At 56.5% G+C, this 16,052-nt stretch carries 8 protein-coding genes; 4 read left to right on the top strand and 4 right to left on the bottom strand.

The genetic code is table 11. The features are described from left to right. Window positions 1-18: 18 nt before the first annotated feature. From glgB to IQ22_RS15250, 4 genes are all read right to left on the bottom strand, one after another. Complete coding sequence (gene glgB / locus IQ22_RS15235) at window positions 19-2,238, bottom strand: 1,4-alpha-glucan branching protein GlgB (RefSeq protein ID WP_145143496.1); 2,220 nt, start codon at window positions 2,236-2,238, stop codon at window positions 19-21. Continuing rightward, window positions 2,235-5,567, bottom strand: coding sequence for a maltose alpha-D-glucosyltransferase (gene treS / locus IQ22_RS15240; protein ID WP_145143498.1), 3,333 nt, complete (start codon window positions 5,565-5,567; stop codon window positions 2,235-2,237). The genes glgB and treS overlap by 4 nt, the downstream gene beginning before the upstream one ends. A gap of 17 nt (window positions 5,568-5,584) precedes the next feature. After that, entirely contained in the window at window positions 5,585-7,588 is a 2,004-nt protein-coding gene (locus IQ22_RS15245; protein WP_145143500.1) for an alpha-1,4-glucan--maltose-1-phosphate maltosyltransferase, read from the bottom strand. A 283-nt stretch (window positions 7,589-7,871) separates the two neighbouring features. Next, complete coding sequence (locus IQ22_RS15250) at window positions 7,872-8,888, bottom strand: zinc-dependent alcohol dehydrogenase family protein (RefSeq protein WP_145143502.1); 1,017 nt, start codon at window positions 8,886-8,888, stop codon at window positions 7,872-7,874. Window positions 8,889-9,051: 163 nt separating this feature from the next. Between IQ22_RS15250 and IQ22_RS15255 the strand changes: the two genes are divergently transcribed. The 4 genes from IQ22_RS15255 (at window position 9,052) to IQ22_RS15270 (ending at window position 16,026) form a co-directional block, all read left to right on the top strand. Then, window positions 9,052-9,966, top strand: a complete 915-nt coding sequence (locus tag IQ22_RS15255; RefSeq protein ID WP_145143504.1) for a LysR family transcriptional regulator — start codon at window positions 9,052-9,054, stop codon at window positions 9,964-9,966. Window positions 9,967-10,139: 173 nt separating this feature from the next. Further along, a complete protein-coding gene (gene mexE / locus IQ22_RS15260) occupies window positions 10,140-11,372 on the top strand; it encodes a multidrug efflux RND transporter periplasmic adaptor subunit MexE (protein ID WP_145143506.1) in 1,233 nt (410 codons plus the stop codon). A gap of 89 nt (window positions 11,373-11,461) precedes the next feature. Continuing rightward, window positions 11,462-14,638: an efflux RND transporter permease subunit gene (locus IQ22_RS15265; RefSeq protein WP_145143508.1), complete on the top strand. Its 3,177-nt coding sequence runs from the start codon at window positions 11,462-11,464 to the stop codon at window positions 14,636-14,638. Further along, window positions 14,635-16,026, top strand: a complete 1,392-nt coding sequence (locus tag IQ22_RS15270) for an efflux transporter outer membrane subunit (RefSeq protein ID WP_145143509.1) — start codon at window positions 14,635-14,637, stop codon at window positions 16,024-16,026. Before IQ22_RS15265 ends, IQ22_RS15270 begins: the two co-directional genes overlap by 4 nt. The last annotated feature ends 26 nt before the right edge of the window (window positions 16,027-16,052 follow it).

Here is a 16,052-nt window from a genome sequence, read left to right on the forward strand (position 1 = left end):
AAGCGCCGTTTTCTACTGCTATTCGGGACGTGTCCCCGGCTTGAAAATCACCACGCCCAAGGGAGGCAACGTAAGGTTCAATGAGGCCGGCTGACCATGACTGGCAATAACATCCGCCAAGGCCATGCCGCTATTTCCTACACCACTACCACCGTACAAGGTGCTGTCGCTATTAAATAGCTCCAGCCACTCGCCGCCTTCGGGTACACCAACCCGGTAATCATAGCGCGGAACAGGTGTCAGGTTGGCTACAACCAGCATAGGTCGCCGCTTGGAGTCGAAGCGCAACCATGCCAGAACACTGTTTACGTTGTCATCCCCAACCACCCACTGGAACCCCTCCGGTTCACAATCATACTCATGCAGCATAGGTTCAGAGCGGTACAGGTGATTCAGGTCAGCAACCAACTTTTTCACGCCCTGGTGGTTGCCATGCTCAAGCAGGAACCAATCCAGTTCACGGTCATGACTCCACTCACGCCACTGGCCAATCTCACACCCCATGAAGAGAAGCTTCTTGCCGGGGTGAGCCCACATGAACGACAGGTAAGCGCGCAGGTTGGCAAACTTCTGCCAGACATCGCCCGGCATTTTGTTTACCAGCGAGCCCTTGCCATGTACCACTTCGTCGTGAGAGATAGGCAACACGAAACGTTCGGAATAGGCATAGACCATGGCAAACGTCATGTTGTGATGTTCATACTGCCGGTGGATCGGGTCTCGCTCGATATAGTGGAGGGTGTCGTGCATCCACCCCATGTTCCACTTGTAATTAAAGCCTAGCCCGCCTTCGGAGGTCGGCTTGCTCACGCCCGGCCAGGCCGTAGACTCTTCGGCAATCATCAGCGCACCCGGCGCTTCCTCATGCACAACCTCATTCAAGTGCCGCAGGAAGGCAATCGTCTCGAGATTTTCACGCCCCCCAAACTGATTAGGGATCCACTCCCCATGCTTACGCGAATAATCGCGGTAGAGCATGGAAGCCACGGCGTCTACGCGCAAACCGTCTATATGGAAATGGTTCAGCCAATGCATAGCCGAAGCCAACATAAAGCCGTGGACCTCATTACGACCCAGATTATAGATGTAGGTATTCCAGTCCTGGTGGAAGCCTTCGAACGGATGCTCGTATTCATATAAGGCTGTGCCATCAAAACGGGCCAAGCCATGCGGATCCGTTGGGAAGTGCGCGGGTACCCAATCCAGGATCACGCCGATGTTAGCCTGGTGGCAAGCATCGATAAATGCCGCGAAATCGGCAGGCGTACCAAAGCGGGAAGTAGGCGCGAACTGCGACAGGGGCTGGTAGCCCCAGGAGCCGCTGAACGGGTGTTCCATGATGGGAAGCAACTCGATATGAGTAAAACCCATCTCCTGAATATAGGGGATCAACCGATCGGCCAACTCACGCCATGTATATAGGCGACCGTTGTCTCCGCCCTCCCGCATCCAGGAGCCGGCATGCAGCTCATAAACGGAAAGCGGCGCATTATAAGAATGCCGTTCCTTGCGCTGTGCCATCCAATCGTCGTCATGCCACTCGAACGGCGTAGGATCAGCGACAACAGACGCTGTACAGGGCGAAAGCTCAGTTGCCAAGGCAACCGGGTCGGCCTTGAGGGGTAAAAGGCCATGCTGCCCGAGAATTTCGTATTTGTACGACTCACCCGGCTTGAGCCGAGGGATGAACAGCTCCCAAATACCAGCACCGTGGCGCAGGCGCATGGGGTGACGACGGCCATCCCATGAATTGAAATTGCCTACTACAGAGACGCGCCGTGCATTGGGTGCCCAAACAGCGAAGCGGACCCCCTCGATGCCATCAACAGTCATGAACTGCGCACCAAGGCAATGGCCGAGCCGCCGATGCTTACCCTCGTTGAACAGGTAGATATCCATCTCACCGAGAAGCAGGCCAAAGCTGTAAGGGTCTTCCGTTTCCTGCACACCGCTCGGCCAGCGAATGCGGAAAAAATATGGCACCTCATAATCCAGGCGCGCATGGAACAGGCCAGGAATCTGTCCTGCCTCCATGTGAGCCAAGCGCTGACCGCTCTCCCGGTCAATCATTTCCACACCCAAGGCGTTGGGCAGGAAAGCGCGCACAATCATGCCGGTCCCATCCGGATGCGGGCCTAGAATGCCAAAGGGGTTCCCGTGTTCACCACGCGCCAGAGCATCGGCCTCCTGGGCCGATAACTGCAGGGTATCGGGCTTTAGCGATTGAGCTTGAGTCATCCTTTTGCTCCCTTGGTGAGCGAGTCGACAATGGCGGCCACGCCGCGCAGAGGAATATTGATCCACGTGGGTCGGTTGGCGGCTTCATAGCCGATTTCATAAACTGCTTTTTCGAGTAGATAGAGATCGAGCGCTGCCTGTTCCCCGCGCTCACCCCATTCATGTGCAATGCTTCCCGCTGCTTCACGATACCCTTGCAGGAAAGCGGTATAGGAAGCGGTACGGTAGTTATCTGCCGTCTGTTTGCGCAACTGCATCGTTTCATCCGAGGTGTCAGCTCCGCTGCTTCCAGCAAGCGTCTGCATAGCAGACGCATAATCAAAGGAACGCAGCAAGCCAGCCACATCCTTTTGCGGGCCATACTTGCCACGTCGCTCTTCCAGCGAACGGGCCGGTTCGCCCTCGAAGTCGATCAGATAGGCGTCATCCTGGGCTACCAAGACTTGCCCCAGATGGAAATCACCATGAACCCGGATCATCAGCCCGCCGGTTACATCGGCTGCCAGCGCTTCGATGCGTTCACCCAGATCTTTCCGCTGTGCCAAAAGCCTGTCGAGCATTTGTACGCCTTCGGCATCCATTGCGCCACGCTTGCTGTCCAGCGTATCAAGCATGGTATCGACCTGTTTACGCACCCGTTGCGCCAGCTCACGTGCACCGTCCTGGTCAATTTTCACCGGATCAAAATCTGGATTGTCGCTAGGCTCAGCCAACAGCGCATGCATCTCACCCAGCCGCTTACCCAGAATGGCAGCGAAATCCTCCAACTCACTCATCGCCGAGAATTCGTTTTCCACTTCGGAGACACCCGCGGAGACAAGATCACGCGTTACTCGATCAAGCTTGTCGAGCGTCCACGTCCAGGCATCACCCTGGTTGTGAATATGCGGCTGCACCAACATCAGAACAGTTGGCGTCTCGTCTTCGCTATATCGCGTTACCTCACCCAAGACGGGCGCCATATTGGCGAAGCCTTTTTCAGCCAGGAAGCGCCCCATCTCTACTTCAGGATGGATACCGGACGCTACCTTACGGATGAGCTTGAGCATGTATTTGTCACCTACGATGAGCGAGCTGTTGGATTGCTCGACACCCATGTGACGAATTTGCGTCTCGTCCGTCGTGACAAAGTTTTCCTCTTCCATGTATGGCTGAAAACGAACCTCACCCACCGGAGAGGGAATAACTGTCTTCGTCTTGAAGGCATTGAATACGCCATGCACGAAGCTGGACAGCGTAAAGGCATCCGTAACCAGCCCCACTGTCCGAACGTGCCGGATACGGGACATGGCCAACTGAGTCGCCAGCGGACTGCAATGCTGGTCGTCTTCAGCGAGGAACCCGAGTGGCAGTGCATACTGCTCCTCGCCCTTGGCGTTCTGCACGCTGATTTCACAGAGCAGTACCGGAAACTTGGGTGTTTGCAGCTGTGCGGCATAGAGAAGTTTCACACCCTTGATCGCCTCGTTCTTGCTGGCGAACCAGCGCCGCTTCGGCAAATAAACGGGCAGGATGTCTTGTTCCAGGGATTTGCGCGGAGCACCGCTTATAAGCTCCTGCAGGTTCTTTTTGATAACCAAGGTTTGATAGTCAGGCATGGGTGCAGGGGGCTCCGAGTGCCAGGCTGGCATCTGTTCATGGCCAGCCAGGTAGAACCAATAAAATCCATACGGCGGTAGGGTCAGCATGTAAGGCAACTGACCGATCGGGGGGAAAGCACTTCCACCGACCATCTCAACCGGAACCTTGCCGGCCAGTGAGGACAGATCCAGCTCGACGGCCTGAGCGGCACGCGACACGTTGGCCACGCACAGGATGATTTCATGCTCGCCATCCGAATTGGTGTAATCGCGTAGGTACGCCAGAATGCGGCGGTTGCTGGGGGCAAGCATTTTCATCGTGCCCCGGCCGAACGCCTTCTGTTGCTTGCGCACCGCCAGCATGCGCCGGGTCCAGTTCAGCAGCGAATGCGGATCGCGCGATTGCGCTTCAACGTTGATCGATTGATACCCATAGAGCGGGTCCATAATCGCCGGAAGTACCAGGCTGGCCGGGTCAGCGCGGGAGAAACCACCATTGCGATCGACCGACCACTGCATCGGCGTTCGTACGCCGTCACGGTCTCCCAAATGGATGTTGTCTCCCATGCCGATTTCATCACCGTAATACAGCGTTGGTGTGCCGGGCATCGACAACAGTAAACTGTTTAACAGTTCGATCCGACGACGGTCGCGCTCCAACAAAGGTGCCAGGCGGCGACGAATCCCAAGATTGATACGGGCACGGCGGTCCGAGGCATAGTAATTCCACAGGTAATCCCGCTCTTTGTCCGTCACCATTTCCAGCGTTAGCTCGTCGTGGTTACGTAGAAAAATCGACCACTGACAATTGGCTGGAATTTCCGGCGTCTGTCGCAGGATGTCGGTAATCGGGAAGCGGTCTTCTTGGGCAATGGCCATATACATGCGCGGCATCAGCGGGAAGTGGAACGCCATATGACATTCATCGCCCTCGCCAAAGTACTGCTGAGTATCCTCCGGCCATTGATTGGCTTCGGCCAGTAGCATCCGATCCGGGTAGTTGGCATCAATCTCGGCCCGGATCTGCTTAAGCACCGCATGTGTTTCCGGCAGATTCTCGTTATTGGTGCCGTCACGCTCGACCAAGTAAGGAATCGCGTCCAAGCGTAGGCCATCCACCCCCAGATCCAGCCAGTACCGCATGATCGAGATGACTGCCTTCATCACCTGCGGATTATCAAAATTCAGATCCGGCTGGTGCGAATAGAACCGGTGCCAGAAATACTGTTGGGCCACCGGGTCCCAAGTCCAATTCGATTTCTCGGTATCCAGGAAAATGATCCGGGTGCCGTCGTATTTCTTGTCGTCATCCGACCAGACATAAAAGTTGCGTGCCGCCGAGCCCTTCTTGGCCTTGCGGGCGCGCTGGAACCATGGGTGCTGGTCGGAGGTATGGTTGATGACCAGCTCGGTAATCACACGCAGCCCACGCCTGTGTGCTTCGGCAATAAAGCGCTTGGCATCCGCCATGGAGCCATAGTCGGGATGGATGCCCCGGTATTCAGCGATATCGTACCCGTCGTCTTTGCGCGGCGAGGGATAGAACGGCAACAGCCAGATGGTGTTGACTCCCAGACTGGCAATGTAGTCGAGCTTTTCAATCAGGCCGGGAAAGTCACCGATGCCATCATTGTTGGCATCAAAGAATGACTTTACATGGACCTGATAAATGACGGCATCCTTGTACCATAGCGGATCGTCGATAAAGGCGGCCGGTTTGCGCGAACGAGATTTTCTGGGTTTTGCCATTTTTTTCTTCCTAGGCCTTATAAGGCCGGGCGAATACGCCAGATACCAAAGGGCATTGACGGATCGAGACGCATCCACTGAGTCTTGCCGTGCCACGTCCAGCGATGGCCGGTCATGAGATCTTCGCCTTGCGTATCGGCATTGTCATCCAGGCCGAACTCCCAAAGTGGCAGCTCGAAATGAGCCTCCTGAGCATTGAATGGATCAAGACTCACGGCGACCAGAACAAAGTTTTCCAAGTCAGCTGTGTGCTTTCCAAAATAGAGAATGTTGTCATTGAACGCGTGGTAGAACGTGAGCCCCAGGTGCGTCTGCAAGGCAGGGTTCTGCTTGCGGATACGGTTAAGCTGGGCTATTTCAGCCATGATGTTGCCTGGCGCGTACCAGTCACGTGGGCGGATCTCATACTTCTCCGAATCCAGGTACTCCTCCTTGCCGGGCGTCAAGGGTGCGCCCTCACACAATTCGAATCCCGAGTACATGCCCCATAGCCCTGATCCCATGGTAGCCAGCGCCGCCCGAATCAAAAAGCCGGGACGGCCACTGGTTTGCAGGAATGTAGGGTTGATATCCGGCGTGTTGACGAAGAAGTTAGGCCGATAGCAGTCACGCAAGGGTGGTTCGTTGAGCTGGGTGAAGTACTCCGTCAGCTCCGCTTTGGTGTTTCGCCACGTGAAATAGGTATAGCTCTGCGAGTAGCCGATTTTCCCTAGCCGCGCCATCATTGCTGGCTTGGTAAAGGCCTCAGCAAGGAACATCACTTCCGGATCCCGGCCACGAATATCGGCAATCAACCACTCCCAGAACGGCAGGGGCTTAGTGTGCGGGTTGTCGACCCGGAAGATCTTTACGCCCTGCTCGACCCAAAGCCACACCACATCACGCAAGGCCAACCACAGGTCCGGGACGGCGTCCTTGGCATAGAAATCAACATTGACGATGTCCTGATATTTCTTTGGCGGGTTTTCTGCGTAACGCATCGAGCCGTCCGGGCGCCATGAGAACCAGCCTGGATGCTCTTTTAACCAAGGATGATCAGGCGAACATTGGATAGCAAAGTCCAGGGCAATTTCGAGGCCATGCTCAGCGGCTGCAGCAACCAAGGCACGAAAATCTTCGAAACTGCCGAGTTGAGGATGGATGGCGTCGTGTCCGCCGTCTGGGCTGCCGATGGCATACGGGCTGCCCGGCTGGTCAGGGCCAGCGCCCAAGGTGTTATTTTTGCCTTTGCGGTGCGCCAGACCGATCGGATGGATCGGCGGGAAATAAAGCACGTCAAAGCCCATGTCGCGCACTCGCGGCAACTGATCAATGACGTCGCGGAAAGTGCCATGCCGCTCGGGACTGTCTGTCTGCGAACGCGGAAAGAGTTCATACCAACTGGCGAACTGGGCTTTGACCCGCTCGATATCCAGCGGATATTCGATACTGTGGGTCAGGTGTGGATAGGCATCGGCATCACGCATCGTGCGCTCGGCTTCCGAGCCCAACAGCAAGGCCACCTTCTCGCCTTCGCTGCCGCACTGGTCAAACCGGCTTAGCAACGACTCAAGGCCGGGGCGCACGTTCTCATCGGCACGTTCTAAAGCTTTTTCCAGGTGGATCCGCCCTTCCCATAGCTCTAGACCGATCGGAACGCCTGCACCATATTTCTTTTCGAGCTCATAGCGGTAGCTGCCATATACATCCCACCATGCCTGCACGACAAACTCATGGCGAGCCACTTGAACCGGTGTGAACTCGCCTTGCCAGAGATCGTTACCCAGGAGCTCAAGAGGAGCCATTTGCCACTCTTCGTCGCCCTCTACACGCCAGAGCACACAGGCGGCCAGCTTGTCGTGACCATCAGCAAAGATAGTTGCCTTGACAGTAATAGGCTGCCCTGCAATGCCCTTGGCCGCGAACATGCCATTATCGACAGCCGGACTGACTGACTCGATCGCGATACGGGGCGCCTGGGCAGCAGTGGATGGATCGTAGGGAAGCAACGCGAGCGAACCGGGAAGATCGGAATTCGACATCGAGCCTGACTCCTTAGTCTAGTGTTGACTGGCGCAATCCTGGCCAAAACCGGGCGGCTGAAAAGCGCCGGGCTATCAGGTACGGCCTGTATGGATAAATCAGGCTGCGACCAGCCTGATAACTATGGAAATCTGAGCCGAACGCCGAGGGAAAAGTTCAGGAAAATGATGCAGGCAGAAGCGATTCGCCCCAGAGGTGCGAATCGTTAAGAGAAAGAAGGCAAGGGTAGGCTTTTACGAAAGACGGAAACTGGCTGGCCAGGCAACGGCCAGCCCTTGAGCGCTATTCGACAACCAACACAACACGCCCAGACAACGGGCCACTTTCCACCAGTCGATGGGCCTCGATGAAGTCCTCGAAGGGTAACGTGTAGGCAATAAGCGGTTTGAGCAGACCGTCACGGGTCAGTTGGTTGATATCGGCCAGTGCGCGCTGGATGGACTCGGTCTGCGGCTCGATGCCCAGCTCCGGATGGCCGGTGAAATCCAGAATACTATGCCGATGGATCTGCAAGTGCTTCTTGAACGCCGCGCAGGCCGGAAACGAACTTTCGTTGCCACCGCCCATACCGTACAAGATCAGCTTGCCTCGGGTTGCAGCCAGATCACCCAAACGGCACATCTGCGGCCCGCACAAGGCGTCCAACACAACTTCGACGCCTCGCCCTTCGGTGAAGCGCTCTACCTCAAGAACCAGATCCTGTTCATCCGTGGCCACTACTTTCGCCGCGCCGCGGGCCTTGAGCATAGCCCGATTTTCCGCCTCGCTCGTGGCCGCAATAACACGTCCGCCCAACGCTGTGGCCAACTGCACAACGGCCGGGCCCATACAGTTGTTTGCCTCGGTGATCAATACGCTCTGCTCGGGCTTGAGCTGAGCAACATCGACCAGGGCAAAGTAGGCGAGCAACAGGCCGGTATAGTGCACGGCCGCCTCAGCCGGACTCAAGTTATCCGGATACTCCGTAAGGGAGCTATGCGGCATCAAGACCACATCACCGCTGGCCGGATAATCATTTAGCGAATGTCCAGGGAAACTGGCTACCCGCATGCCAGGCTTGAAAGTATGGACACCCTCGCCCACATCAAGCACTTCACCTGCCAGTTCGTATCCGAATCCTGCTGGCAACGTGGCAGACTCATCGGCTAAATTTTGGCGCCAGAGCACATCGCTCCAACTTACTCCCAGAGCCTGTACAGACACCAGTACCTCTCCCGGCCCCGGTTTAGGCGTGGGTTGGGACTCGCACTGCAGGACATCGGCTACGCCGAACTGGTGAAATCGAATCACACGAGACATCACGGACCTCGTTAGTAGGCTTCGTATTAGCACTGACTCTATCCAAGCTGGCGATTCAATGCCACCTGCCCGTATCGATAATGTCCATGCCTGACGATGATAGGACGGCTTGACGTAAACGATTACGAGGCTCAGCCTCTGCTCGATTGCACAAGGACAAGCCATGAATCGCAACGACCTTCGCCGGGTAGACCTCAATCTTTTGATTGTATTCGAAACGCTTATGCGCGAACGCAGCGTGACACGTGCCGCCGAAAAATTATTTCTCGGCCAGCCGGCCATTAGCGCTGCCCTCGCCCGACTTCGCGCCCTGTTCGACGACCCGCTGCTCGTACGCACCGGGCGTACCATGGAGCCAACGCCCCGGGCGCAGGAAATCTTCTCGCTGCTATCTCCTGCCCTGGACTCAATCTCCTCGGCCATGAGTCGGGCTCAGACCTTCGAGCCGGCCAAGGCCGAGCGCGTGTTTCGTATTGGCCTTTCGGATGATGTTGAGTTTGCCCTGCTACCGCCGCTGCTGCGCCGACTTCGGGCCGAAGCGCCCGGGGTAATACTAGTGATTCGGCGGACTAATTACATGACGATGTCCAGCCAGTTATCTTCAGGTGAGATCACCGTTGGGGTCGCCTATACCAACGAGCTGCCGGCCAATGCCAAACGCAAGGTGGTGCGCCTGACGCGCCCCAAGCTCCTGAGAGCAGATACGATTCCCGGCACGCTGAGTCTTGAGGATTTTTGTGGACGCCCTCATGCCCTGGTCTCATATGCCGGCGACCTGAGCGGCTACATTGATGAGTCTCTCACCGCCTTGGGTAAGCAACGCCGCGTGGTACTGGCCGTCCCGCAATTCAATGGGCTTGGGACGCTGCTTGCCAATACCGACCTTATCGCCACTGTGCCCGACTATACCGCTCAGGTCCTGGCTGCTAATGGCGGCTTGCGCGTCGAAGATCCACCGCTTGACTTACCTAAGTTCGAGCTATCCATGGCCTGGAGCGGCGTACATGATAATGACCCCGCCGAACGCTGGTTACGCTCGCGTATACAAATGTTTGTGGGTGACCCTGATACTTTTTAATTAAGGGCTGGTATTACCACCTAATTAAAAACTAGCATTTCTTGTACTGATGAAGTTTTCTCTACTTATCATTTCCATTGATAGTAGTTTTCAGATCATTCGATTCGTATCCATCTAGCACTCGCTGCACACTCCGCCCACTCTCTTACTCCTTTCGACCGGCGGATACGAACATGGAACAGTCATCGACTCTCTGGCGATCCTCTTTAGTTCTTACAAGCCTTCTCCTCCTCAGCGCTTGCGGCCGAGAACCCGAGACGGCAACCTCTGCTCCTCCTAAACCCAAGGTCAGCGCCGCCCACGTTCTTGAGCAACCTGTCACTGAATGGGACGAAGTTACTGGCCGCCTGGAAGCTCCTGAATCGGTCGTTATCCGTCCCCGGGTGTCCGGGTATATCGACCGGGTTGCCTTTCACGAGGGTGCCCAAGTCAAGAAAGGCGATTTGCTTTTCCAGATCGATCCCCGCCCCTTCCAGGCAGAGGTAAAGCGGCTTGAAGCTCAAGTGCAACAGGCCCGGGCACACTTCCAGCGCGCCCAGAGCGAAGCACAACGTGGCGAGCGCCTGCGTGCCAGCAATGCTATTTCGGCCGAAGTGGCCGATGCCCGGACCAGCGAGGCGCTTGAGGCAAAGGCTACCCTTGGCGCGATTCAGGCCCAACTGGAAGCGGCACGCCTTGATCTGGGCTTTACGCAGATCAAGGCCCCAATCAGTGGGCGCGTAGGTAGAGCCGAGGTCACGGCGGGGAACCTTGTCAATGCTGGTAACAGTACCCTGACGACACTAGTTTCCACGGACAAGGTTTATGCCTATTTCGATGCCGATGAGCGTGTATTCCTGAAATACGCCGACCTGGCGCGTCAAGGTGCTCGCGGCGAAGCCAGTCCTGTATTCATGGGGCTCTCCAACGAGAGCGGTTATCCTCACCTGGGTAAGATGAACTTTGTTGATAACCAGGTTGACCCACGCACCGGTACAATTCGGGGCCGCGCTGTCTTCGATAATGCAGACGGCCAATTCACCCCTGGTCTTTATGCCCGGCTCAAGCTTGTTGGCAGTAGCACTTATAATGCCATGCTGATCAAGGACGAAGCCGTGGGAACCGACCTAAGTAAGAAATACGTCATGGTTATCAAAGATGACGGCACCATAGATTACCGCACGGTGGAGCTAGGGCCGAAAATCGAAGGGCTGCGTATCGTACGCACCGGTCTCGCACAAAACGAGAAGATTATTGTTAATGGCTTACAGCGCGTCCGTCCCGGTATCCAGGCCGATGCAGACATTGTACCGATGGCCGATACAAAAACCCTGGCGGCCTTGAAGCGGCAACGCGACCTGGTAGCCGAAAGCCTACCTGGTCAACGCGAGTCGCTTCAGCTCACCGCCAACGACGCACGCCGTTAAGCCCAACCCTATCTCGCACCAGCCTGGCATCACCTCCCCTATGGAGGTGATGGCGGTCTGTTGCCTGCGTTTTTTAAAGGAATGCACCGATGAATTTCTCTCAGTTCTTCATCAAGCGCCCCATCTTCGCCGCTGTGCTGTCATTGATCACTCTGATCGCTGGCGCTATCTCGCTGTTTCAATTGCCGATCAGCGAATATCCTGAAGTGGTGCCCCCTACCGTCGTGGTACGCGCCACCTTTCCTGGCGCCAACCCTAAAGTAATCGGCGAAACTGTTGCCGCACCGCTTGAGCAGGCCATGAACGGCGTCGAGAAGATGCTGTACATGTCTTCTCAAGCAACTGCCGACGGCAAGATGACGCTGACCATTACGTTTGCCCTGGGAACTGATTTGGACACTGCTCAGGTCCAGGTACAGAACCGGGTAACCCGCACCCTTCCCAAACTTCCTGAAGAAGTGCAGCGCTTGGGTGTAACTGCAGACAAAGCTTCCCCTGACCTTGCCATGGTGGTTCACCTTACCTCCCCGGATGAGCGCTACGACATGCTGTACCTGTCGAACTATGCGCTGATCAACATCAAGGACGAACTGTCCCGACTCGATGGCGTAGGCGACGTGCAGCTGTTTGGCCAGGGAGAGTATTCGCTTCGTGTCTGGCTGGACCCTAACAAAGTCGCCTCCCGAGGCTTGACTGCAACGGACGTAGTCACCGCGATTCGCGAACAGAACCGTCAGGTTGCTGCTGGCTCTCTCGGCGCACCGCCTTCGGCTACGGATAATAGCTTTCAACTAGCGATCAATACCCAAGGTCGTCTGGTGACCGAAGAGGAATTCGAGAACATTATCGTGCGAGCCGGGCCGCAGGGTGAGATTACACGTCTGCGTGACATTGCACGAATCGAGCTGGGCTCCAACCAGTACGCTTTGCGCTCGCTGCTAAACAACAAGCCGGCTGTGGCCATTCCGATCTTCCAGCGCCCTGGCTCCAATGCCATCGACTTGTCGAACCAGGTACGTGCCAAGATGGCTGAGCTCAAGCAGAGCTTTCCCCAGGGCGTCGACTATTCCATTGTTTACGACCCGACCATTTTCGTTCGTGGCTCTATCGAGGCTGTTGTACATACCCTGTTCGAAGCGATCGTGCTGGTTGTACTGGTTGTCGTCCTGTTTCTACAGACGTGGCGCGCCTCAATCATTCCCCTGGCTGCCGTACCGGTTTCCTTGGTTGGCACCTTTGCCTTGATGCATATGTTCGGCTTTTCCCTTAATGCCCTCTCGCTTTTTGGGCTGGTATTAGCAATCGGCATTGTGGTGGACGATGCCATTGTGGTCGTCGAAAACGTAGAGCGAAATATTGGGTTGGGTCTGTCGCCTGTTGCAGCGACTCAACGAGCCATGCGCGAAGTGACCGGGCCGATCATTGCCACTGCTCTGGTACTTTGCGCGGTATTCGTTCCTACAGCCTTCATTTCAGGGCTTACAGGGCAGTTCTATCAGCAATTTGCCCTGACCATTGCTATTTCTACCGTAATCTCGGCGTTCAATTCATTAACCTTGTCGCCAGCCCTTGCTGCCGTCCTGCTTAAAAGCCATGACGCGCCCAAAGACGGTTTCTCCCGTCTGCTGGACAAACTGTTCGGTCGTTGGCTGTTTGCACCCTTTAATCGAATGTTCGAACGCGCAAGCCATGGCTACGTTGGTATCGTTACCCGTGTGCTTCGCCGTGGCTCGATTGCCTTGGTCGTCTATGCCGGTTTGCTGGCGTTGACCGTGTTTGGCATGGCTAACACGCCGACCGGCTTCGTGCCACAACAAGACAAGCAGTACCTCGTGGCCTTTGCTCAGCTGCCAGATGCCGCCACGCTGGACCGTAGCGAAAATGTGATTAAGCGGATGTCGGAGCTGGCACTCAAGCACGAAGGAGTCGAGGCGACCGTCGCGTTCCCGGGCTTGTCCATCAATGGGTTCACCAACAGCCCGAACAGCGGCATTGTGTTCGTAACACTCAAACCCTTTGAGGATCGTAAAGACCCGAGCCTATCGGCCAGCGCTATCGCAGCGCAGCTGAATGGTGAGTTCGCCAGTATCCAGGAATCCATTATTGCTATCTTCCCACCGCCCCCCGTGCAAGGCCTGGGGAGCATTGGCGGTTTCCGTCTGCAGGTAGAGGACCGCGGCAACCTGGGCTACGAAGCACTCTTCGCCCAGACCCAGAATGTTTTGGCTAAGGCTCGCCAGTTACCAGAGCTCGCTCCGCAATCCTTGTTCACCAGCTATCAGGTCAACGTGCCGCAGATCGATGCCAATATCGACCGAGAAAAAGCCAAGACCCATGGCGTGGCAATCAGCGATATCTTCGATACCTTGCAGGTTTACCTGGGCTCGCTGTACGCAAACGACTTCAATCGATTCGGCCGTACCTTTCAAGTTAACGTTCAGGGCGACCAGCAGTTCCGCCTGGAGCCCGAACATATCGGTCAGTTGAAAGTACGCAACAACATGGGCGACATGGTGCCGCTTTCGACCTTTGTGAAGATTAGCGACACAGCCGGGCCTGACCGTGTCATGCACTACAACGGCTTTATCACAGCCGAAATCAACGGTGCGCCAGCTCCAGGCTACAGCTCTGGACAGGCCGAGGCGGCGCTAGAAAAATTGCTGAAAGAGGAATTGCCCAACGGCATGACCTACGAATGGACCGAGCTGACCTATCAGCAGATCCTGGCGGGCAATACTGCGCTTCTAGTCTTCCCGCTGTGTGTGCTGCTCGCCTTCCTCGTGCTAGCGGCACAGTACGAAAGCTGGAGCCTGCCGTTGGCTGTCATTCTGATTGTACCCATGACGCTGCTATCAGCTATTACTGGTGTAATTCTGTCTGGGGGCGATAACAACATCTTTACGCAGATCGGCTTGATCGTACTGGTGGGCTTGGCCTGTAAGAACGCGATCCTGATTGTAGAGTTTGCCAAGGACAAGCAGGAAGAAGGCATGAATCGCGTAGCAGCCGTACTGGAAGCTTGCCGCCTGCGGTTACGGCCGATCCTCATGACCTCGTTTGCGTTCATCATGGGCGTAGTTCCGCTGGTTCTATCGACCGGTGCAGGTGCCGAGATGCGACATGCCATGGGTGTGGCCGTGTTCTCGGGCATGCTGGGTGTAACCTTCTTCGGGTTGCTGTTGACCCCGCTGTTCTATGTCCTGATTCGTGCATTCGTCGAGCGCCGCGCTGAGCGTCGCGCCGCTGCACAGGAGGCGCTGGTATGAAAATACTGTTACCCACCCTCTTGGCCTTGGCCGTTAGCGCCTGTGCCGTAGGGCCCACTTATCACGCTCCCCAGAATGCCCCCGTCTCACTAAGCGCAGTGAGTGCGCCAGGTTACGATGCGTCACGCTTCGAAGCGCGCTGGTGGCGACAGTTCGAAGATCCGACGCTTGACCAACTTGTCCAGCGCTCGCTCAATGGCAACCGCGAAATCCAGGTCGCCTATGCTCGTCTACGCTCGGCACGGGCCTTGCGGGACGACACGGCCAACGACCGCTTCCCAACCGTGACCAGCCGCGCCAGCAGTGAAGTTGGCAAGGCACAACAGCCTGGCTTTACTGAAGATCGGGTCAATGCCGACCGGTATGATTTGGGCCTGGACATGCTCTGGGAGGTAGACCTCTTCGGTCGCATCCAGCATCAGCTAGAAGCCAGTGAGGCCCAGGCCGGTGTGGCTGAGGCCGAACTGCATCAGCTTCAGGTCAGCCTGATTGCCGAGCTAGTAGATGCTTATGGTAAGTTGCGAGGCGCTCAGCTGCGCGAGCGCATCGCCCGGGAGAATCTCAAGAACCAGGAGGCCTCCCGCCGGTTGACGCAGACACTGAACGAGGCAGGCATCGGTACCGAGCTGGATGTGCTTCGTGCGGATGCACGTCTGGCCTCGACTCAGGCCAGCCTGCCGCAACTCCAGGCCGAGGAAACACGTGCACGGAATCGGATTGCCACGCTTCTGGGCGAGCGCCCGAATGCCCTGAGTGTGGATCTTTTGCCCAGGCCGCTTCCCGCTATTGCAAAGACATTACCCATAGGTGATCCCAGTGAACTGCTTCGTCGCCGTCCGGACATTCAGGCGGCTGAACGCCAGCTTGCCGCTGCTACAGCTAACGTAGGAGTAGCGACGGCTGATCTGTTTCCTCGCGTCAGTCTCAGTGGCTTTCTAGGCTTTACTGCCGGACGCGGCTCACAAATCGGCTCCTCCGCTGCACGCGCCTGGGGATTGGGTCCGACCTTGACCTGGCCTGCCCTGGACCTCGGTAGCGTTCGGGCGCGCTTGCGCAGTGCCCAGGCAAACGCTGATGGTGCCCTGGCTACGTATGAACAGCAGGTGCTGGTTGCACTAGAGGAAACCGCCAATGCCTTCAGCGATTACAGCAAGCGCCAGGAGCGATTGCAGTCGTTGATTCGGCAGTCAGAGGCCAGCCGTGCCGCTGCCGAGCAGGCGTCGATCCGTTACCGGGAAGGTAATGTGGACTTCCTCGTTCTGCTGGATGCCGAACGAGAGCGGCTATCCGCAGAGGATGCCCAGGCACAGGCTGAAGTCGATCTCTACCGCGGCATCGTCGCCATCTACAAGGCCCTCGGAGGCGGCTGGGATATTCCCGACGCCTAACTATAGCTATTAACAGTTAAAGGCGA

Source organism: Pseudomonas duriflava, from assembly GCF_007830155.1.
GTDB lineage: Bacteria > Pseudomonadota > Gammaproteobacteria > Pseudomonadales > Pseudomonadaceae > Chryseomonas > Chryseomonas duriflava.

Coding starts and splice junctions, on each gene's coding strand:
- glgB (WP_145143496.1), bottom strand. CDS start 2,238: ATGACTCAAGCTCAATCGCTAAAGCCCGATACCCTGCAGTTATCGGCC.
- treS (WP_145143498.1), bottom strand. CDS start 5,567: ATGGCAAAACCCAGAAAATCTCGTTCGCGCAAACCGGCCGCCTTTATC.
- IQ22_RS15245 (WP_145143500.1), bottom strand. CDS start 7,588: ATGTCGAATTCCGATCTTCCCGGTTCGCTCGCGTTGCTTCCCTACGAT.
- IQ22_RS15250 (WP_145143502.1), bottom strand. CDS start 8,888: ATGTCTCGTGTGATTCGATTTCACCAGTTCGGCGTAGCCGATGTCCTG.
- IQ22_RS15255 (WP_145143504.1), top strand. CDS start 9,052: ATGAATCGCAACGACCTTCGCCGGGTAGACCTCAATCTTTTGATTGTA.
- mexE (WP_145143506.1), top strand. CDS start 10,140: ATGGAACAGTCATCGACTCTCTGGCGATCCTCTTTAGTTCTTACAAGC.
- IQ22_RS15265 (WP_145143508.1), top strand. CDS start 11,462: ATGAATTTCTCTCAGTTCTTCATCAAGCGCCCCATCTTCGCCGCTGTG.
- IQ22_RS15270 (WP_145143509.1), top strand. CDS start 14,635: ATGAAAATACTGTTACCCACCCTCTTGGCCTTGGCCGTTAGCGCCTGT.